Annotated in this window: 18 protein-coding genes and 1 other RNA gene; 4 read left to right on the top strand and 15 right to left on the bottom strand. The window is 45.4% G+C overall.

The annotated features are described in order from the left end of the window. Nucleotides 1–164 precede the first annotated feature (164 nt). From ffs to J1C77_RS00995, 3 genes are all read right to left on the bottom strand, one after another. Nucleotides 165–250: signal recognition particle sRNA small type (ffs, locus tag J1C77_RS01005), an RNA gene on the bottom strand. A gap of 34 nt (nucleotides 251–284) precedes the next feature. Next, nucleotides 285–755, bottom strand: coding sequence for a tRNA adenosine(34) deaminase TadA (tadA, locus tag J1C77_RS01000; RefSeq protein WP_002922608.1), 471 nt, complete (start codon nucleotides 753–755; stop codon nucleotides 285–287). A gap of 244 nt (nucleotides 756–999) precedes the next feature. Beyond that, nucleotides 1,000–2,292 carry an adenylosuccinate synthase gene (locus J1C77_RS00995; RefSeq protein ID WP_002899212.1) on the bottom strand — a complete coding sequence of 431 codons (1,293 nt, stop codon included), beginning with the start codon at nucleotides 2,290–2,292 and terminating at the stop codon, nucleotides 1,000–1,002. A 297-nt stretch (nucleotides 2,293–2,589) separates the two neighbouring features. On the opposite strand from J1C77_RS00995, the gene gshAB reads away from it, so the two are divergent. Beyond that, the gene (gene gshAB, locus J1C77_RS00990; protein ID WP_002922611.1) at nucleotides 2,590–4,842 is read left to right on the top strand and encodes a bifunctional glutamate--cysteine ligase GshA/glutathione synthetase GshB; all 2,253 of its coding nucleotides are present in this window, start codon (nucleotides 2,590–2,592) and stop codon (nucleotides 4,840–4,842) included. 93 nt (nucleotides 4,843–4,935) lie between these two features. Here the strand turns inward: gshAB and J1C77_RS00985 are convergent, their stop codons facing one another. Continuing rightward, the gene (locus J1C77_RS00985) at nucleotides 4,936–5,754 is read right to left on the bottom strand and encodes an ADP-ribosylglycohydrolase family protein (RefSeq protein ID WP_002922613.1); all 819 of its coding nucleotides are present in this window, start codon (nucleotides 5,752–5,754) and stop codon (nucleotides 4,936–4,938) included. Nucleotides 5,755–5,865: 111 nt separating this feature from the next. On the opposite strand from J1C77_RS00985, the gene hslO reads away from it, so the two are divergent. Further along, nucleotides 5,866–6,738, top strand: coding sequence for an Hsp33 family molecular chaperone HslO (gene hslO, locus J1C77_RS00980; RefSeq protein WP_002922615.1), 873 nt, complete (start codon nucleotides 5,866–5,868; stop codon nucleotides 6,736–6,738). Further along, on the top strand, nucleotides 6,725–7,702 hold the full coding sequence (gene dusB, locus J1C77_RS00975; protein WP_002922618.1) for a tRNA dihydrouridine synthase DusB: 978 nt from the start codon (nucleotides 6,725–6,727) through the stop codon (nucleotides 7,700–7,702). The genes hslO and dusB overlap by 14 nt, the downstream gene beginning before the upstream one ends. Nucleotides 7,703–7,741: 39 nt before the next feature. Here dusB and J1C77_RS00970 read toward each other — a convergent pair whose 3' ends face one another. The 9 genes from J1C77_RS00970 to J1C77_RS00930 form a co-directional block, all read right to left on the bottom strand. After that, nucleotides 7,742–8,491 (bottom strand): hypothetical protein, encoded by a 750-nt coding sequence (locus tag J1C77_RS00970; protein WP_002922622.1) that lies wholly within the window; start codon nucleotides 8,489–8,491, stop codon nucleotides 7,742–7,744. A gap of 159 nt (nucleotides 8,492–8,650) precedes the next feature. Then, the gene (locus J1C77_RS00965; protein WP_002922623.1) at nucleotides 8,651–9,439 is read right to left on the bottom strand and encodes an NUDIX domain-containing protein; all 789 of its coding nucleotides are present in this window, start codon (nucleotides 9,437–9,439) and stop codon (nucleotides 8,651–8,653) included. 54 nt (nucleotides 9,440–9,493) lie between these two features. Next, nucleotides 9,494–10,309: a nicotinamide riboside transporter PnuC gene (pnuC, locus tag J1C77_RS00960; RefSeq protein ID WP_002922625.1), complete on the bottom strand. Its 816-nt coding sequence runs from the start codon at nucleotides 10,307–10,309 to the stop codon at nucleotides 9,494–9,496. A 21-nt stretch (nucleotides 10,310–10,330) separates the two neighbouring features. Then, nucleotides 10,331–11,389, bottom strand: a complete 1,059-nt coding sequence (locus J1C77_RS00955) for an AAA family ATPase (protein ID WP_427195105.1) — start codon at nucleotides 11,387–11,389, stop codon at nucleotides 10,331–10,333. 184 nt (nucleotides 11,390–11,573) lie between these two features. Continuing rightward, nucleotides 11,574–11,975, bottom strand: a complete 402-nt coding sequence (locus J1C77_RS00950; RefSeq protein WP_002894007.1) for a DUF4430 domain-containing protein — start codon at nucleotides 11,973–11,975, stop codon at nucleotides 11,574–11,576. Further along, a complete protein-coding gene (locus J1C77_RS00945; RefSeq protein WP_002899229.1) occupies nucleotides 11,959–12,444 on the bottom strand; it encodes a hypothetical protein in 486 nt (161 codons plus the stop codon). Before J1C77_RS00945 ends, J1C77_RS00950 begins: the two co-directional genes overlap by 17 nt. 42 nt (nucleotides 12,445–12,486) lie before the next feature. Then, the gene (locus J1C77_RS00940) at nucleotides 12,487–13,230 is read right to left on the bottom strand and encodes a DUF4272 domain-containing protein (RefSeq protein ID WP_002922631.1); all 744 of its coding nucleotides are present in this window, start codon (nucleotides 13,228–13,230) and stop codon (nucleotides 12,487–12,489) included. Nucleotides 13,231–13,322: 92 nt separating this feature from the next. Continuing rightward, nucleotides 13,323–15,752 carry an ATP-dependent Clp protease ATP-binding subunit gene (locus J1C77_RS00935; RefSeq protein WP_002920392.1) on the bottom strand — a complete coding sequence of 810 codons (2,430 nt, stop codon included), beginning with the start codon at nucleotides 15,750–15,752 and terminating at the stop codon, nucleotides 13,323–13,325. Next, entirely contained in the window at nucleotides 15,753–16,217 is a 465-nt protein-coding gene (locus tag J1C77_RS00930) for a CtsR family transcriptional regulator (protein WP_002922632.1), read from the bottom strand. 146 nt (nucleotides 16,218–16,363) lie between these two features. Between J1C77_RS00930 and J1C77_RS00925 the strand changes: the two genes are divergently transcribed. Further along, the gene (locus J1C77_RS00925; protein WP_002922633.1) at nucleotides 16,364–16,852 is read left to right on the top strand and encodes a hypothetical protein; all 489 of its coding nucleotides are present in this window, start codon (nucleotides 16,364–16,366) and stop codon (nucleotides 16,850–16,852) included. 99 nt (nucleotides 16,853–16,951) lie between these two features. Here J1C77_RS00925 and tsf read toward each other — a convergent pair whose 3' ends face one another. After that, the gene (gene tsf, locus J1C77_RS00920; RefSeq protein ID WP_002894014.1) at nucleotides 16,952–17,995 is read right to left on the bottom strand and encodes a translation elongation factor Ts; all 1,044 of its coding nucleotides are present in this window, start codon (nucleotides 17,993–17,995) and stop codon (nucleotides 16,952–16,954) included. A 72-nt stretch (nucleotides 17,996–18,067) separates the two neighbouring features. Next, entirely contained in the window at nucleotides 18,068–18,850 is a 783-nt protein-coding gene (gene rpsB / locus J1C77_RS00915) for a 30S ribosomal protein S2 (protein WP_002894015.1), read from the bottom strand. Between the last annotated feature and the right edge of the window lie 155 nt (nucleotides 18,851–19,005).

Genomic DNA, 19,005 nt, shown 5'->3' with positions numbered 1-19,005 from the left:
ATCGTTTGCATTTATCTTATGAAAACAGGGTTAGCTATTGCCATTTCTTCCGAATAAATTCTTTATAACGTTTTACTAAAAATAAAAAAGACCAGCATGTAAATTCAACTGCGTCAATGTCTCTAAACTCATCTTCCTCCTTCGGACTTGATTCGTTAAGAGACATAGAAAAAGAGCACACAGCTTACTTCGCTTAGGGCTGCTGGATTCCTCCCCTGACCCGCTTCACGCAAAACTGTTGCTCCATTAATTAGTATAACACAAACTTTTGATTTTGGCTAATTTTATTTTTTCCTTCTCTGTCTGAAAAAATCCTGCATGATTTGAGCGCACTCTTCTTGGAGAACACCTGTCTCCACTTCTACTCGATGATTCAGACGCTCATCTGTCAAAATATCATAAAGGCTGCCAGCTGCTCCAAATTTCTGATTTGCTGCTCCATAGACAACGTGAGGAATGCGCGCTAGACCGATCGCTCCGCTGCACATGACACACGGCTCAATGGTCACAAAAAGCGTTGTATCAAGCAAGCGCCAGCTATTTTCGTGCCGATTCGCCTCTTCGATAGCCATTATTTCCGCATGCATAACAGCCCGCTGCAGCTCCTCACGTGCATTGTGACCGCGGCCGATAATCTTTCCCTCTTTAACCAAGACACAGCCGATGGGAATTTCATCATAAGCTAGGGCAATCTCCGCCTCCTTCAAAGCTTCCCGCATAAATGCTTCTTTTTCTTCAATCGTATAATTCATCATTGTCTTTCTAAATCTGTAGTCGTCTATCCCATTATACCACAAGCCTGCCGCACTTCTCAGAAAAAGTAAAAGCCACCACTAGGGTGACTTTCAGGAGATTATTATGAAAAAAGTTTAGGATTTTTAAACAAAGTTAGGAGGTCTTTGTTTATGCTGTTAGTATAAAATATATATCTTAAATGAGTCTTAATATGAAATTTTCTTACAAAAAAGCACAAGAAGCAATTTCCTTGTGCTGACTTTTTTATAAATTTGACCAGACGCTTTCCAAGATGTTTGTCTGCTCGCGGCCAGGACCGACTGAGAAGGTAGAAATACGAACACCAACCAACTCACTCACTCGGCGAACATAGTTGCGGGCATTTTCTGGCAAGTCTTCCAGACTGCGAACACCTGTGATGTCCTCTGACCAGCCTGGCAGCTCTTCGTAAATCGGCTTGCAACGCTTGAGCTGTTCCAGACTAGCTGGGTAATGGTCAATGCGCTGACCATCCAAGTCATAGGCTACACAGATTTTCACTGTATCCAGACCGCTCAAAACATCGATGGAGTTAAGCGAAAGATTGGTAATCCCTGAGACACGGCGGCTATGGCGCATAACAACCGAGTCAAACCAGCCTACCCGACGCGGACGGCCAGTGGTAGTGCCATATTCATGGCCGATATCACGAATGCGGTCACCTACTTCATCGAAAAGCTCTGTTGGGAATGGTCCATCTCCGACCCGACTGGTGTAGGCCTTGCAGACACCAACTACCTTGTCAATCTTGCTCGGACCAACACCGGAACCGATGGTGACTCCCCCTGCAACTGGATTAGAAGAAGTTACAAATGGATAAGTCCCTTGGTCAATATCCAGCATAACCCCTTGAGCCCCTTCAAAGAGCACTCGCTTGCCTTGATCCAGGGCATCGTTGAGGATAACAGAGGTATCGGTCACATACTGCTTGATTTGCTGTCCATATTCATAGTATTCTTCAAAAATATCATCAAAGCTGATTGCTGTACTATCGTACAATTTCTCAAAGAGGCGGTTTTTCTCAGCTAGATTCCGCTCCAAGCGCTCTCTGAAAATATCTTTATCCAAAAGGTCAGCAATGCGGATACCGACACGAGCAGCCTTGTCCATATAGGCAGGACCGATTCCCTTGATTGTCGTCCCGATTTTATTGTCACCTTTTGCTTCTTCCTGCAGGCGATCCAGCTCGATATGGTAAGGCAAGATGACATGCGCTCGATCAGAGATACGAAGGTTATCCGTCGTCACACCCTCTTCATGCAGGTAGTTCAATTCTTTGACCAGAGATTTGGGATTGACCACCATTCCATTTCCAATGACAGAGATTTTTTCTGGAAAGAAAATCCCTGACGGAATCAGGTGCAGCTTGTACTTCTTGCCGTCAATCACGATAGTGTGTCCGGCATTGTCACCACCCTGATAGCGGGCAATCACTTCGGCATTGGCTGAAAGGAAGTCTGTAATCTTCCCTTTTCCTTCATCTCCCCACTGGGTTCCTACAACAACTACTGATGTCATAATTTTGTCTGAGCTGAAGCAGCTCTTCCTTTCTTGAAAAGCAGGCAGGAATCTCACCTGCGATTATGTTTTATACCTCATTATATGAAAAATTTAACAATTTTTCAAGGTGGGATCCATTCTTAATTTGCTTTTTCCCTTTTGAAAACGAATTAAATTTTCACAAAATCTGTATTTTCTGAAATTTATTAGTTTATTAAAAATAAAAGTTCGGAATTTTTGTAAAATCGTAGCGAAAATTTGTTTTCTTTTTCCGTTTGTAATAGACTAAAATTACTATCATAGGACGGTGAAACGATGACGATTAATCAATTACTGCAGAAACTGGATACAGCAAGCCCCATTCTCCAAGCGACCTTTGGTCTGGAGAGGGAAAATCTACGGGTGACAACTGATGGACACTTAGCTCAAACTGCTCATCCGAGTCAGCTGGGTTCCCGCAATTTCCACCCAACCATCCAAACAGACTTCAGCGAGCAACAACTGGAACTAATTACACCTATCGCTCACTCGACTAAGGAAGCACGACGCTTACTGGGAGCTATCAGCGATGTGGCTGGCCGCTCGATTGACCAGAATGAACGCCTCTGGCCTCTGTCCATGCCACCACAGCTGACGGAAGAAGAGATTGCCATCGCCCATCTGGAAAACGACTATGAGCGCCACTACCGAGAGGGCTTAGCGAAAAAATATGGCAAAAAACTACAGGCTATCTCTGGCATCCACTACAATATGGAGCTAGGAAAAGATCTGGTCACTTCTCTCTTTCAAGTCAGCTCCTACCATTCACTCAAGGACTTTAAAAATGACCTCTATCTCAAGCTGGCTCGAAACTTTCTGCGCTTCCGCTGGATTTTAACCTATCTCTACGGGGCAGCCCCTTTGGCAGAAGCTGGCTTCTACATTCAGGACATTCCCCAGCCTATCCGCTCTTTTCGTAACAGCGACTATGGTTATGTCAATGACGAGAATATTCAGGTGTCCTACGCTTCTTTGGAGCAATATGTAACTGATATTGAAAACTACGTTCAGTCAGGCGAGCTCAGCGCTGAAAAGGAATTTTACTCAGCCGTTCGCTTCCGTGGACAGAAGCACAATCGTGCCTATCTGGAGCAAGGCATCACTTATCTGGAATTCCGCTGCTTTGACCTCAATCCTTTTGACCATTTAGGCATTAGCCAGGAAACCTTAGATACCATCCATCTCTTTTTACTGAGCCTGCTCTGGCTAGATGATGTAGAAAATGTTGATACGACATTAAAAGCTGCCCGCGACTTGAACCAAAAGATTGCTTGTAGCCACCCGCTAACTGCCCTGCCAGATGAGGCAGACAGCTCAGCACCGCTCCAAGCCATGGAAGAGCTCATTCAACATTTTGAACTGCCGACATACTACCAAACCTTGCTTCAGCAGCTTAAAGAGGCACTACTAAATCCTCAGCTAACCCTATCTGGTCAACTCCTGCCTCATATCCAGCACGATTCCTTAATGACCTTTGGGCTAGAAAAAGCAGAGGAATATCACCGCTACGCTTGGACTGCTCCTTATGCCCTCAAAGGCTACGAAAATATGGAACTGTCCACCCAGATGCTACTCTTTGATGCTATTCAAAAAGGGCTTAATGTAGAAATTTTAGATAAAAATGACCAATTTCTCAAGCTTTGGCACGGTCACCATGTGGAGTATGTCAAGAACGGAAACATGACCTCCAAGGATAACTATGTCATCCCTCTGGCCATGGCCAATAAAACAGTCACCAAAAAGATTTTGGCTGCAGCTGACTTTCCCGTTCCGGCTGGAGCAGAATTTTCTTCCCTAGAGGATGGATTGGCCTATTACCCTTTGATTAAGGACCGACAAATTGTCGTCAAACCCAAGTCAACCAACTTCGGACTGGGCATCTCTATCTTCCAAGAACCAGCTAGTCTAGAAGCTTATCGCAAGGCTTTGGAGATTGCTTTTTCAGAAGACCTTGCTGTCCTAGTGGAGGAATTTGTCGCTGGAACGGAATACCGCTTCTTTGTCTTAGACGGTCAATGTGAGGCAATCCTCTTGCGAGTAGCAGCCAATGTCGTCGGAGACGGTCAACATACCGTGAGAGAATTGGTTGCCATCAAAAACGACAATCCCCTGCGCGGTCGAGACCATCGCTCACCGCTCGAAATCATTGAACTGGGGGACATTGAACTGCTCATGCTGGACCAGCAAGGTTATGGACCAGATGATATCCTGCCTGCTGGAGTCAAGGTTGACTTGCGGCGCAATTCCAATATTTCTACTGGCGGAGACTCGATTGATGTCACAGACAGCATGCACCCATCTTATAAGGAACTTGCCGCAGACATGGCCATGGCTATGGGAGCTTGGGCTTGTGGCGTTGACCTGATCATCCCTGACAGCTCTGCTATTTCCACAAAGGAAAATCCCAACTGTACCTGCATTGAGCTCAACTTCAATCCCTCTATGTATATGCATACCTACTGTGCTGAGGGGCCGGGACAAAGCATCACCCCTAAAATACTGGCTAAACTTTTCCCAGAAATGGACTGATAAAACACGAATCGCAAGGAATGCCCTGCGATTTTTGTTTGATAGCTATAGCAAAACTCTATAACAGGCACAACAAGCATTTGACTTACAAGCTTAAAACAAGCAACTTTCCAACAGTTCTTTATGGCGCAGCTGGGCTAGCCAGTTGTCAGGGATCCCTTCCAAACCATAGATGATACCAGCCAAGCCGCCAGCAACTGCTGCTACTGTATCAGTGTCATCGCCCAAATTAACAGCTTTCAGGACAGTTTCCAGATAAGAAGTGCTAGTCAGCAGACACCACAGCGCTGCTTCCAAGGTATCCACCACATAGCCAGTAGAGCGAATGTCATCTTCGGTCAGCTCTGCTAAAGTTTGCAAACGAGCATAGGTCGTACTAGTCTCTAAGCCTGATAGTATTTCCGATAGTTGCTGGCCTTTTAAGAGCCTACGAGCAATATCCACATAAAGCTGGCAGGCCTCCACAGAAGTCGCATGGGCATGTGTAATACTGGAAACAGCCTCAACGTCAGATGGACCGGCTTCCGTAAAGGCAAGGGGCAGAATCCGCATCAAAGAACCATTTCCATTGGAATATTCATCAGACAGACCGTGTCCTCTTGTCAAAGCTTCGCGAGTCGCATTTCCTACATCGAAGGTCAAACCATCTGGCGTGTAGGCTCCCTCGAAGAGCCAATTTTTAAACCTCTGCTGCATATCGACAGGGTCAATCTTACCTTTTCCCCTAATAGAATCACAGGTCGCCAAAACAAGGCTAGTATCATCTGACCAAGTTCCAGCAGGTTGCTGATGGCTGCCATAACCCACCATCTCAATCGCTTTAAAACTGCCTCGGGTTAAAAATTCATACGGAACACCTAATGCATCAGCTACTGCCAGACCATAGACTGCCGCTTTCAAAGATTGGTTCATGCTAGCCTCCTTTGTTTTATTATACTATTTTTGGTCTTAAAATGCTTCCTAACCCCAAAAAACAAGCACAGTCATGCGCTTGTTTTTCTTTTTTGTGTTAAAATAAAAGGTATGGACAAAATTATCAAAACTATCTCAGAAAATGGTTCTTTCCGTGCTTATGTGCTGGATAGCACAGAGACGGTTCGGACCGCTCAAGAAAAACATCAAACTCAAGCAAGCTCTACCGTTGCACTTGGCCACACACTGATTGCCAGTCAGATTTTGGCTGCAAATGAAAAAGGCCAGACCAAGATTACTGTCAAGGTCCTCGGGACCAGCTCACTAGGTGCTATCATCACAGTGGCAGATACCGAGGGCAATGTCAAAGGTTATGTACAGAATCCCGGTGTAGATATCAAAAAAACTGCCACCGGTGAGGTTCTAGTTGGTCCTTTTGTTGGCCAAGGCGAATTCCTCGTTATCACGGACTACGGTACGGGTAATCCTTACAACTCCATGACTCCTCTCATCTCTGGAGAAATCGGTGAAGACCTAGCTTTCTACCTAACCGAAAGCCAGCAAACACCTTCCGCAGTTGGTCTCAACGTCCTCTTGGATGAGAATGATAAAGTCAAGGTTGCTGGCGGTTTCTTGGTACAAGTTCTACCTGGTGCCAAGGAAGCTGAAATCGCCCGCTTTGAGAAGCGGATCCAAGAAATGCCTGCCATCTCAAAACTGCTGGAATCCGATGACCATATCGAAGCTCTGCTGGCTGCCATCTATGGTGATGAGCCATACAAACGCCTGTCTGAAGAAGAAATCCGCTTCCAGTGTGACTGTAGCAAAGAGCGCTTCATGAATGCCTTGGCTACCCTGCCAAAGGCTGACTTAGAAGAGATGCGTGACCAAGACCAAGGAGCCGAAATCGTCTGCCAATTCTGCCAGACTGCCTATCACTTTGACCAAAATGACCTGGAGGAACTGATTCGTGACAAATCTTAATACCCCTTTTATGATCGGGAAAGTCAAAATTCCCAACCGCACAGTTCTGGCGCCTATGGCCGGCGTAACCAACTCTGCTTTCCGGACCATTGCCAAAGAGCTGGGAGCAGGCCTGGTCGTGATGGAAATGGTCTCTGACAAGGGCATCCAGTATAACAACGAAAAAACCCTTCATATGCTCCACATTGATGAAGGAGAAAATCCAGTCTCTATCCAACTTTTCGGTAGTGACGAAGATAGCTTAGCCCGCGCAGCGGAATTTATCCAAGAAAACACCAAGACGGATATTGTCGATATCAATATGGGCTGCCCGGTCAATAAAATAGTCAAAAACGAAGCTGGAGCTAAATGGCTCAAGGACCCTGAGAAAATCTATAAAATCATCAACAAGGTCCAGTCAGTGCTAGATATTCCCCTGACAGTCAAGATGCGGACTGGCTGGTCTGACAGCTCACTAGCTGTAGAAAATGCTCTAGCAGCTGAAGCCGCTGGAGTCTCAGCCTTAGCTATGCACGGCCGCACCCGTGAGCAAATGTATACTGGTCATGCTGACCTTGAGACCTTGCACGACGTAGCCCATGCTCTGACTAAGATTCCTTTCATCGCTAACGGTGATATCCGCAGCGTCCAAGACGCTAAACAGCGTATCGAGGAAGTCGGTGCCGATGCCGTCATGGTAGGTCGAGCAGCTATGGGAAATCCCTACCTCTTTAACCAAATCAACCACTACTTTGAAACTGGCGAAATCCTTCCAGACCTCAGCTTCGAAGACAAGATGAAAATCGCTCACGATCACCTTTCTCGCTTGGTAAATCTCAAAGGAGAATATGTGGCCATCCGCGAATTCCGTGGTCTAGCTCCGCACTATCTGCGCGGTACTGCCGGAGCAGCCAAGCTCCGCGGTGCTATTTCGCAAGCTGAAAGTCTGGCTGAAATCGAAGAACTCTTACAAATTCAAAAATAAAACCAAAAGGAAGCCAATTGGACTTCCTTTTTGTTCTGTTTAGGGTTGAGTTACCACAACGCTTGTTACTGAACCATCTGCTCCTGTTGTAATCTGCAGATTGGCATTGCCTTGACCACTTAACTGCGCATTGTATTTGCCATCATCCAGTGTATAAGAGTAGGAAGCAATGGAATAATTATCTGTCTTTCCATCTGCAGACTGGACTGTGAATTGACCATTACCTGATACGGTCACACTATTTCCATTGGCATCCTTCCAAGTACCAGCAGCCGCTGAGAAATCCCCATCCACCATTGTCAAGACACCTTTATAGCGAGCATTGCTGGCTGCCTGTTTATTCTGAAGCTGGCGATTGCTTTCGGGCGCTTGGGCTGGTTGAGTTGCTTGACTCTGAGTATTTTGTCGACCTGAAGCTTGCTGTGGCTGCGGTTGTTGGGCTTGAGGAGCTTCGACAGTAGACTGTTGCTGACTGGCAGGAGCTTGGGTTTGTCCAGACTGGCTAACTGCCCCTTCTGAAGAAGCTCTATTATTAACTTTAGGAGAAGCGCTGGCCTTGCTGGATGACGCAACTTTTGAGCTAGAAGAAGCTTGAACAGTTTTGCTAGAACTAGCACTTGTTGCACTTTCTTCTTTCTTACCACATGCCCCTAAAAGCAAACTAGAAGCCAGAACTGCAGCCGCCATCATTTTTGTATAAGTACGTGTTTTCATCTTTTGTCTCCTTGTAATATTAAGAAATCTTTTTGTAACATTATTGTAACACTGTAATTTTTCTATGTCAATCATTTATGCAAGATTCTTAAAAAATTTTTTTCTCAAGCGAAGTTCTGTTTCTCAATCTGTTTCTTTTGTCATGAGAAACTCGCTCCTACTTATCTATTCGTGATTAAAAACGAAAAAACAGGACAAATTTGTCCTGCAAGAGAAATATATGATCAACTTTCTTTAATCTGATTTTTCTACCTTCAGCCGATACACTTTTCTCGGCTTCTTCTTTGGCACGCGCTTAACGCCTGCCTCCTCTAGGTATTCTCCAAATTTCACTAGAAAATTATTGCTGACAATAGGTCGTCTAGGCGTGATGAGATTGACCAACTCAGTCCCTTCATAGACAGTAAACGGTGATTCTAGCAAATGGAGAAAAGTTGGATTCCAGTCCAGTCGCCCCTGAATCCGCTTGATAGATTCCAGCAGGATTTGGTAGTGGTCAAAGGCAAAATCCTCTGCTGTCAGGAGCCGCTCACCGTCTCTAAAACTCCTTGTCTTAAAGTCTACATCAAGAAAGGTGACTTCCTTGGCATCATCGCCAGCTTGTACTTGGTCTACTGCTATGGCCGGCAGATAGACCAGATGGGCAATAGTGATGACCCAACCTCGCGGATCACGCCCAGGGGTAGATACCGTCATCAGCTGTTCCACCTTTTCCAGCGGTATCTCCAGCCCCACCTCTTCCTTGACTTCCCGAATGCAAGCCTGATAGGCATCCTCATGCTTGTCTACAAAACCTCCGACCAAAGCATATTTATTTTGATAAGGGTGAGCCTTGCGCTTGATGACCAAGAGTTTTATCTGACCTTCCACGAAACAGTAGGCTACCATATCCGCTGTTACGCTGGGCGTCTCGTACTTTGGCAAATCCTGTGTCTTGTACCATGCCAAAAAGGCGGACTCATCCGCCATGGTTTCATAGTACTCTTTTTCCGACATTCCCGCTGGGATATCCTGTTTGGTCATGAGTTTCTTCCTTTCCTAAGCTATTTTTTCTATCAAAAAATCTCAAATCTTAGTCTAAGCTTTCTTCACCGCCTTGGTCCACTGATACCATCCAACGATACTATTGAGGGTATAGACCCAGTACATAGCCTGTATGTGAAGGTTGCTACCCCACCAGAGATAAATACTGAAGAGATTGGTCGCAATCCAGAAAATCCACTGCTCGCGATAGAGACCAGTCATGAGAAGCTGACCGATACCATTGGTCGCATCTGTCACGCTATCACGGAAAGGCCGGTGACTGTGAATGCTCTTATAGGCAAAGCCCATACCAATCCAAATCAAGGCAGTCAAGGCCAAATATTTAAGCCAGCCACGCCAGTCTAACTTCTTAGCTTCGAAATGAGAGGGTTCTTCCTTATCTTGTTCATTGACCCGGTTGGACAGCCAAGTATAAAGGCCGATTGGCTGCATGATAAAGAAGTAGACCGTAGTCAGCACTTCTCCATAAAAGCTAGCCTGAAAGGACAATAGGAGATAAATTGCCGAATTAATCGCTCCAAAGAGGTAATTGCTGGCCCGCCCCTCGGCTACTAGAATAACGCAGACGATGCCTGTCCAAGAAGCAAAGAGTCCCAGCCAGTCATGCTGCTCCTGACCACTGGTGAACTCCAAAATGAAAGGCAGACTAGAGAGAGCTATCAAGTAGAGCCATTGAGTCAAGCTACGCCCGCCAAATAAATCCTGCCAGAGCAATTTCGCGACCCCTTTTATACCCTGCTTTTTAGCTGCCGCACAGACATTGCGGAAATTCTGAACAAAGGTCTGAGATTTTTGTTTCAGTCCTGCATAGAGAGCTGCAGGAGAGAGTCTTTGATTTTTTTCTACCATTCTATTTTACCACTTTCTTTTTTAATCTGCTTGATAAATCATGTCGATCGCTTCTTTGGCCGCCTGATAATTGTCCAAATAACTGCCAGCCAGATAGACCGTCGGAATATGAGCCAAGCACTGCTCTTTCAGCCTTTTTAGATGGCTTGAAAAATCACTGCGGATAGACTCGTCTGCCATGCTCATATCACGAAAGCCATCGTTAACATAGGCCCCAACCGGCTCAGCAAAGAGAATCAAATCCCATTTTTCCTTGGACAAAATGCTGGCAAAGAGATTATCAAAAGTATCTGTCTCTTCGTCCTGAACCGGACTTTCTTTCAGATAGTAATCATAGTAAGCCTTGGTTACCAGTGAATTTGTATCAGCCACGACCAGACCACGGTTGGCGCTGCTGTCAATCAAGCGGGAAGTCTGAGCATATTGTCCCAAGAGCAGATAATAGTAGTCTTTAGGAGTCAGCTCATCGTCTCTCACATTATTTTGAATCTGGTATTCTCGAGCATATTCCAGGCTGACTGGAGCATCATAGTAGCGAGCTAAGTCCTTGGCCAAGGTCGTTTTACCATTGCTAGCGCTACCCATAATCAGCACTTTCTTGGTAAAGTGACGGCGGAAAGGCTGGGCTATATATTTCCAATAAAGACTAGGATTTTCCCGAATCATCGTAGCTGAGATACCAAACTGTCGCTCCTGCAAGGAAGTTTTGAAAGCACGCTTTTCTAACTCTTCCTGATAGTCAGCCTCACCAACAAAGAAAATCAGTTCCTCCCGTTCTGCATCATAGCTCACCAACTCTAATAGAGCTGACAGCCACTTGTCCCAACCCAGAGGATAGCGGGGAAAGGAAGTTTCATCCAGTTTGTAAACCTGAGTCAGTTCATCATCTGCGAAAGTCTCCCTAGTATAGCGAAAACGCTTCTGCAGAGACAGACCCACTTCCTGCCCACGATCTCCCTGATAACCTGAAACCACCACGCGCACCTTGTCGTAAGAACGCTTAGCCTTCTGAATCAAATCGATATGCCCCTGATGCAAGGGAGCAAATGTTCCAAAGACGATTGCAATTTTTTCTTTCATATATCTAACCTTTTTATTGTTTTTTATATTTTATTCTTTATATGATTTTATTATAAACTATATTTTTCTTTTGTCAATAGTTTTTTATAAAATTTTATAAAAATATTTTTCAGACACTTTAAAACTGTATTAAGCACAAAAAAAGAACCTAATGCCTTAAGCATCAGATTCTTTTTTACAAGATTTATTGCTGATAGACTTCTTGGTAGAATTCCAACTTGTCTCCATCCTTGACAGTGATTTGATTGGCTGCCTTAGGAGCCATTTCTCCGTTGACCTTAAACATCCAGTAGAGGCCCTTTGCTTCATCCTGAGCATGACCGTCAATCGAAGTGATAAAACCATCTTTTTCTTCGACTTTATAGGCCTTCTTCAAAGCATCCATAGCTGTCTTTCCTTCTTCAACAGCCACCGTTTTCTCGCTCTTCTCCTGACCATCTGGTGCAATACTGATGCTGATTTTCAGTTCCTTTTTGACAGAAGAATCAGCGGAACTAGAGCCCTTGTCAGTATTTGTCTGGCTGCTGCCACAACCTACAAGGAGAAGGGCAAAAGCAAGTGTGAGCAAACTAAAGATTTTTTTCATTATAGAGCCTCCTTAAAATAGGGTACAAGAGTGGGTAAAAAAACAAGGTCGACAGTCCGTGCGCTATATTGAAGGTCAAAGCGTTGATAATCGCATAAGACCACCAGTGATAGTTGTAAAGCAAGGCTGTCAGTGTATCGATGGCAATGCCATAGCCAAAGGATAGGAGAGCTGCTACTATTCCCTGTCCCACTAGATTTAAGCGAGGATAGAGCAGTCGCCAAAGGCAAAGAATCAGTCCAAAGGACAGCAACTGAAAGAGGACGATTGGGCTCATCCCCAAAAGAAAGGCTGATGTAAACATCGTCACAGCCATCACTAGAAGTGAAGTCTGCAAATCCTCAAAGATAACGATCAGAAAAAAGATAGCTGAGATAGGCTGCACATTGGGCAGAAAGGAAAATGCATAGCGAAAGGCCACACATAGAGCCGATAGGATGGCAATTTTAGCCATTTTACGAGCGGACAAAGGTACCTCCTTTTCTAATTGAGTGAATCAATAGAAGTTGGACTAGGTATGCAGCTCAACAGCATCCCAGTCCTGGGCCGTATTCAGCCCCAGCAGCCAGTCAAGACCAGACCGCCTCTCCAGAACAACACTTTCATCAAGACCAACCGGTGCTGGCTGGTCATGAATCCGAGCCTCAACACAGGCCCAATGATAACAATAAATCAAGTCATCCTCATCCAGCAACTCTTCTAAGCTGCGCGGTTGGCATTTTCCCAGAAATTCCTGAAAGTCAACCGCACTAGCGACTGCGTCAATAGCAGCATCACAATCACAAATCTTATCTGGAAACGGCAAAGCATCTACTAAACCCAAGTGCCAAATCAAGGACCAATAGGCCTCGTATTTCCAAACCATATTGATGATAGCTGCCGGGTCGGCACGATCTTCCAAAACCGCCCTTTCTTTGGGCGTCAACTCTTCCTGCACTCCGTATTGCTGCAGTTTATCCTGCAGCCACTGGCGGCTCTCCTCATTATAATTATTATTTTCGATATCCAAGGCCGCCTGAATAATCAAGAGGCTGGTAATAGCCCGACGCGCAATTTCTTCTAGCGAGCGCGGCCGCACCTGCTCAGCACTTTCGATGACCGGCAAATGCTCAATGTAAGGAATTCCTTCCTTTTTCAAGCGCTGGATACTAGCCGCCTTGCGATCTTCAGGTGTTTTCGCTCTGGCTTTCTTGCCAGCAAACAAGTCTTTAAAAAACGACATATCAGCCTCCAATCCTTCAATTCCCAGTTTCATTGAATGATGAAACAACTGTTCGGTATCTATAGGTATGATTGCTATACGTGATTAACCGCGAGCACACCATTTCCCATTGCAAGGTTCGCTTTCTAGACCACTTCGAACTTGAGTTGGCCAGCTTTGACCCCGACCTTAAGAGTCTGACCCGTCGTCAAGTCTCCTGTCAAGAGGAGCTCAGACAACTTGTCCTCTACCTGGGTCTGCAGAGTGCGGCGCAATGGCCGTGCCCCCATTTCCACATCGTAGCCTTCCTGAGCCAGCAGCTTAAGGGCACTAGCCTGGAACTTCAGCTCAATTCCCTTATCAGCAAGACTGGCAATGAGCGGTTTGACCATAACCTTGACCACTTCCTGCATATCTTCTGCAGATAAGCTGTGGAAGACTACCTTCTCGTCGATACGGTTGATAAACTCTGGTCGATAAGCTTTCTTAAGCTCTTCCAACATCCGTTTTTCCATATTGGCATGGTCCAAGCGAATGTCACGCGCACCAAAGCCCACCGTCTTATCATCCCGCAAACTAGTTGCTCCCAGATTGCTGGTCATGATAATAATCGTGTTGGAGAAGTCCACCTTGCGGCCCTTGCTGTCAGTCAACTGACCATCATCCAAGACCTGCAGGAGAACATTGAAAATATCCGGGTGCGCCTTTTCCACCTCGTCAAAGAGCAGGACAGAATAAGGTCTGTTGCGCACCTTTTCCGTCAGCTCCCCTCCTTCTTCATAGCCTACATAGCCTGGAGGCGCTCCATTGAGGCGGCTAGCCGCGAATTTCTCCATGTACTCACTCATATCAAAGCGGATAAGGGCAGATTCGTCATCAAAGAGACTTTCGGCCAAGGCCTTGGCTAGCTCTGTTTTTCCGACTCCTGTCGGACCTAGGAACATAAAGGAGCCAATCGGACGCTTGCTACTGCGGATACCAGACTGGTTCCGTCGGATAGCTCGGCTGATAGCTGAAATCGCCTCGTCCTGCCCAATCACGCGTTTATGCAGTTCTGTTTCCAAATTGAGGTATTTCTTCGCATCTGTCTGAGTCAGCTTCTGCACAGGAATACCAGACAAGCTACTAAGTGTTGCCAAGACATCGTCTTCTTCCACTTTCAGTTTATAGAGCTTAGGTTGCTGCTCTTGCTCAAGCAGTTGTGAAACCTTTTTAAAATCCGCTGCCATCAAGGCTTGATCCACTGGCGTCAAATCCGACTGCTCGTAATTCTGCGGCCCTCTATTTTGCACTGTCGCACTGGCCTCGTCCAAAAGATCAATGGCAGAGTCCGGCAGATGCTTGCTAGTCAGATAGCGATGGGCATATTTCACCGCCGTCTCAATCGCTTGATCACTAATCTGCACCTTGTGATGGTCCTCATAGCTCTTTCTCAAGCCTTGTAAAATAGCAATGCTGTCAGCCACATTAGGCTCTTCTATGCTGACCTTAGCAAAACGCCGGGAAAGGGCCGCATCTTTTTCAATATGTTTCTGATACTCTTCCTGCGTCGTAGCGCCAACTGTCCGCAGAGTTCCGCGAGCCAGAGCCGGTTTCAGGATATTGGCCGCATCCAAGGTCGAGTCAATACCGCTGCCAGAGCCCATGATGGTATGCAGCTCATCGATGAAGAGAATGACATGACCATCTTCTTCAATGTCATTGATGATGTTGTTCATCCGCTCCTCGAAGTCTCCGCGAAAGCGAGTGCCAGCAACTACATTCATCAAGTCCAGCTCCAAAACCCGCATCTTGGCAAGTTCAGCGGGAACCTGACCAGCCGCTACACGCTGAGCCAGTCCTAAGGCCAGAGCTGTCTTACCAACCCCAGCATCTCCAACCAGCACTGGATTGTTTTTAGTCTTGCGACTGAGAATCTGAACTATCCGTGAAATTTCCTGATCGCGGCCAATGACGGGCTCCAATCGGCCATCTCTAGCCAGCTCGGTCAGATCACGGGTGTAGTCTTCTAGGCCTCCGCTAGTAGAAGCCGGCATCCCCATCATATTGGCCATGGTCTGCTTAGCGGCCATTACTCCCTTATTCAGACTGCGAATAGCCTTGATATCTTCCTTGCCCCAGCCAGCTCGCTGCTCCAAGACCTTTCGCAAATCACTAATTTTCGGTCCCTGCTCCTTATCCTCGTAGCTAAAGCCGGTAAATTCCAGGATACGAGAAGCCAAGGTTCCCCGGTCAAATAGCATGGCCAGCAGTACATGCTCGGTACCTACATGCTTAGCGCGAACAGCTTCGGCAATCTGGCCCGCTTCCTCAAACAGCTCCTCTAAGCGATAAGAAAAAGGCAGCAGCTCGAAGTGACCGTCTTTCTGATAAGCCTGACCAGTAATCTGAAAAGCTGCTTCTTCAAATCCATCAACTTCCACAGGAAACTCATTGAGGACTGAGCCAGCAACGCTGTAGGGATTATTAGCCAGAGCAATCAGCAGATGCCATGATTCCAGATAATCTGTCGTAAAATGGCCGGCCAAGAGCTGGGCTGCTTCCAAGCTTTCTATTAAGGCTTTTGAGTATTTCATTTATGATTCCATTCCTTTTCTGTCTAGTTGTTGTAAAATCTTTTTTAATATTCGGGCACGAATCACCGCAGCTCCATCACCCAAAATCGAGTCCGATGCTGTTGACAAGATTAGATTGCCCTCACGTTCAGTCATAATCTTCTCGTCAAAAAGAAGCTGAATAACATCTGTGAAAACTTGCTGGCTGACACGCTCTCCCACACTGTCGCACAGGCCGCAAAGCATCTGATGCCGGTCGGAAAATTCTATCTTTCCAATCCGAATATAACCTCCGCCGCCACGCTTACTCTCGACGATATAGCCCCGACTTTCCGTAAAACGCGTCTTAATCACATAGTTAATCTGACTGGGAACCACCTGAAAAACATCAGCCAGTTCACTGCGTTTCAGTTCAACCATCCCTGCCTGAGCCAGAATAGACTTGATATATGCTTCAATACTGTCCGATGTGTTTTTTGCACTCATGACTTCCCTTTCCAGTTGAGAATTTCAGAATAAATTTCTTTTTTTCTTGTTTCTCTAACATTGACTATCTTTGACTAATATTATACCGGAAAAGTCTCTATTTTGAAAGAAAAAGGGATGACTGAAAGGTCTGACAATTCAAACTAGTGAAAAAGCTTTGTCAGGCTTGTGTAACCGCTTGCTTTTTGCTTTTAAAGCGTTATAATATAGGTGGAAATCCACAAGGAAAAGACAGACAGAAACTCCTGCCTGCCAACTATCATCTAAACAAGGAGGATAATCCAATGAAAATGGATTGGCTCAACTATTCTCGTCATGTGCTCAAATGGCTCTTTGCAGCCCTGAGTATTTTCACCATCTTTTCTGCTGACTATGTTGATATTCCTATCGGAGCTCTCATCGCCTGTCTTTATGCTCCCCTGCTCTTCGAACAGGAGCTGGTCAGCAACCGAGTCAAATGGTATAGCTTTCTGATTATGATGGTGGTTACTCTGCCCCTTTTGTTTATTACCAAAGTCTACCAGTTTAGCTTAACTTACCCCCAAACGACAGTGCTTCTCTTCCTCTTGGCAGTCTTGATTTTTACCAACGGCTTGATTGCTCATAAGGAAGAAAGAGAAAAAGCAGCTAAGTAATGCTGCTCACCATTCTAAACTTGATGTTTAAAAACCTATAAAAAGGTCTGAGAAAAAATCTCAGACCTTTTTATCGTTCTATTTCTAAGCTAAAAACGATTAGTTTTGACCAAGAGCAGCAGCCATTGTTGCAGCTACTTCGTTTTCAAAGTCGTTAGCAGCTTTTTCGATACCTTCACCAACTTCAAAGCGAGCGAACTCAACTACTGAAGCATTTACTGATTCAAGGTAAGCTTCAACTGTCTTGCTGTCATCCATGATGTATACTTGTGCAAGAAGTGTGTAAGCTTGGTCAACTTTAGTATTGTCAAGCATGAAGCGGTCCATTTTACCTGGGATAATCTTGTCCCAGATCTTTTCTGGTTTGCCTTCAGCAGCCAACTCAGCTTTGATGTCTTCTTCAGCTTGAGCAACAACTGCATCAGTCAATTGAGCTTTAGAACCGTATTTCAAGTGTGGAAGAGCTGGTTTACCAACCATTGCACGGCTTTCGTTGTCTTGATCGATGACATGGTTCAATTGTGCCAATTCATCTTTAACAAATTGCTCATCCAATTCTTTGTATGAAAGAACAGTTGGTTTCATCGCAGCAATGTGCATAGAGATTTGCTTAGCAAGAGCATCGTCTCCACCTTCGATAACGGAGATAACTCCGATACGGCCACCGTTGTGTTGGTAAGCACCAAAGTGTTGAGCATCTGTCTTTTCAATCAATGCAAAGCGACGGAAAGAGATTTTTTCTCCGATAGTTGCAGTTGCAGATACGTATGCAGCTTCAAGAGTTTCACCTGAAGGCATTGTCAAAGCAAGAGCTTCTTCGTTGTTAGCTGGTTTACCTTCAGCGATTACTTTCGCAGTTGCATTTACCAAGTCAACGAATTGAGCGTTTTTCGCAACGAAGTCAGTTTCAGCATTCACTTCAACAACAGCGGCAACATTACCGTTTACGTAAACGCCTGTCAGACCTTCAGCGGCAACACGGTCAGCCTTCTTAGCTGCTTTTGCCATACCTTTTTCGCGAAGCAATTCAATCGCTTTTTCGATGTCACCATCAGTTTCAACAAGTGCTTTCTTAGCGTCCATGACACCAGCACCAGATTTTTCACGCAATTCTTTGACAAGCTTAGCTGTAATTTCTGCCATTTTTCTTCTCCTATTTTTTAATGTAAATAAAGGAGCTGGGCTGAGCCCCGCCCCTTTAGGTTAGTTTACTGATTATTCGTTTGAACCTTCAACAACTTCAACGATTTCTTCGATAGAATCTGCTTGAGTTTCAGTTGCAGCCAATTCTGCTTCTACTGATTCAACGCTATCTTCACCTTGACGGCCTTCGATAACAGCATCAGCCATTTTCGCAGTGATTAATTTAACCGCACGGATTGCATCGTCGTTCGCTGGGATGATCACATCGATATCATCAGGATCAGTGTTAGTATCAACCATAGCAACCACTGGGATACCTAATTTTTTAGCTTCCTTAACAGCGATTTGCTCTTTATGAGGGTCAACTACGTACATCACATCTGGGATGCGAGGCATATCTTCGATACCGCCCAAGAATTTTTCAAGACGAGCACGTTGTTTGTTGAGAAGAGCGACTTCTTTCTTAGGAAGAACTTCGAAAGTTCCGTCTTCTTCCATGCGTTTGATTTCTTTCAAACGAGCTACACGTTTTTGGATAGTAGACCAGTTTGTAAGAGTTCCACCCAACCAACGGTGGTTGATGAAGTATTGACCTGAACGTTCTGCTTCTTCTTTGACAGCGTCAGCAGCTTGCTTCTTAGTACCAACGAAGAGGATAACTGCATCGTTAGCAGCAGCATCACGCATAAAGTCGTAAGCTTGGTCAGCATACTTTACAGTTTGCTGCAAGTCGATTACGTGGATACCGTTACGCTCAGTGAAGATGTACTTAGCCATCTTAGGGTTCCAGCGACGAGTTTGGTGACCAAAGTGAACACCAGCCTCAAGAAGTTGTTTCATTGAAATTACTGCCATGAGTAAATTCTCCTTTTTGTTTTTTTCCTCTTTTAGATTTCAGCTCGCAGAACCACCCAAGGGCAACAGTCCCACAATTCATCTAAAATGAGTATTTTGCCATTTATACGGCATCCCCTATTATAACAAAAGCGCAGCTCTTTGACAAGGTGTTT

Source organism: Streptococcus sanguinis (assembly GCF_050223295.1).
In the GTDB taxonomy this organism is placed as follows: Bacteria; Bacillota; Bacilli; order Lactobacillales; family Streptococcaceae; genus Streptococcus; species Streptococcus sanguinis_X.
Note: the sequence above shows the minus strand (reverse complement) of the source record. Positions and strands in the feature narration are given on the sequence as shown.

Excerpts from the sequence above, each read along its gene's own strand:
- tadA (WP_002922608.1), bottom strand. The coding sequence starts at position 755 with ATGATGAATTATACGATTGAAGAAAAAGAAGCATTTATGCGGGAAGCT.
- J1C77_RS00995 (WP_002899212.1), bottom strand. The coding sequence starts at position 2,292 with ATGACATCAGTAGTTGTTGTAGGAACCCAGTGGGGAGATGAAGGAAAA.
- gshAB (WP_002922611.1), top strand. The coding sequence starts at position 2,590 with ATGACGATTAATCAATTACTGCAGAAACTGGATACAGCAAGCCCCATT.
- J1C77_RS00985 (WP_002922613.1), bottom strand. The coding sequence starts at position 5,754 with ATGAACCAATCTTTGAAAGCGGCAGTCTATGGTCTGGCAGTAGCTGAT.
- hslO (WP_002922615.1), top strand. The coding sequence starts at position 5,866 with ATGGACAAAATTATCAAAACTATCTCAGAAAATGGTTCTTTCCGTGCT.
- J1C77_RS00970 (WP_002922622.1), bottom strand. The coding sequence starts at position 8,491 with ATGATTGACATAGAAAAATTACAGTGTTACAATAATGTTACAAAAAGA.
- J1C77_RS00965 (WP_002922623.1), bottom strand. The coding sequence starts at position 9,439 with ATGACCAAACAGGATATCCCAGCGGGAATGTCGGAAAAAGAGTACTAT.
- pnuC (WP_002922625.1), bottom strand. The coding sequence starts at position 10,309 with ATGGTAGAAAAAAATCAAAGACTCTCTCCTGCAGCTCTCTATGCAGGA.
- J1C77_RS00955 (WP_427195105.1), bottom strand. The coding sequence starts at position 11,389 with ATGAAAGAAAAAATTGCAATCGTCTTTGGAACATTTGCTCCCTTGCAT.
- J1C77_RS00950 (WP_002894007.1), bottom strand. The coding sequence starts at position 11,975 with ATGAAAAAAATCTTTAGTTTGCTCACACTTGCTTTTGCCCTTCTCCTT.
- J1C77_RS00940 (WP_002922631.1), bottom strand. The coding sequence starts at position 13,230 with ATGAAACTGGGAATTGAAGGATTGGAGGCTGATATGTCGTTTTTTAAA.
- J1C77_RS00935 (WP_002920392.1), bottom strand. The coding sequence starts at position 15,752 with ATGAAATACTCAAAAGCCTTAATAGAAAGCTTGGAAGCAGCCCAGCTC.
- J1C77_RS00930 (WP_002922632.1), bottom strand. The coding sequence starts at position 16,217 with ATGAGTGCAAAAAACACATCGGACAGTATTGAAGCATATATCAAGTCT.
- tsf (WP_002894014.1), bottom strand. The coding sequence starts at position 17,995 with ATGGCAGAAATTACAGCTAAGCTTGTCAAAGAATTGCGTGAAAAATCT.
- rpsB (WP_002894015.1), bottom strand. The coding sequence starts at position 18,850 with ATGGCAGTAATTTCAATGAAACAACTTCTTGAGGCTGGTGTTCACTTT.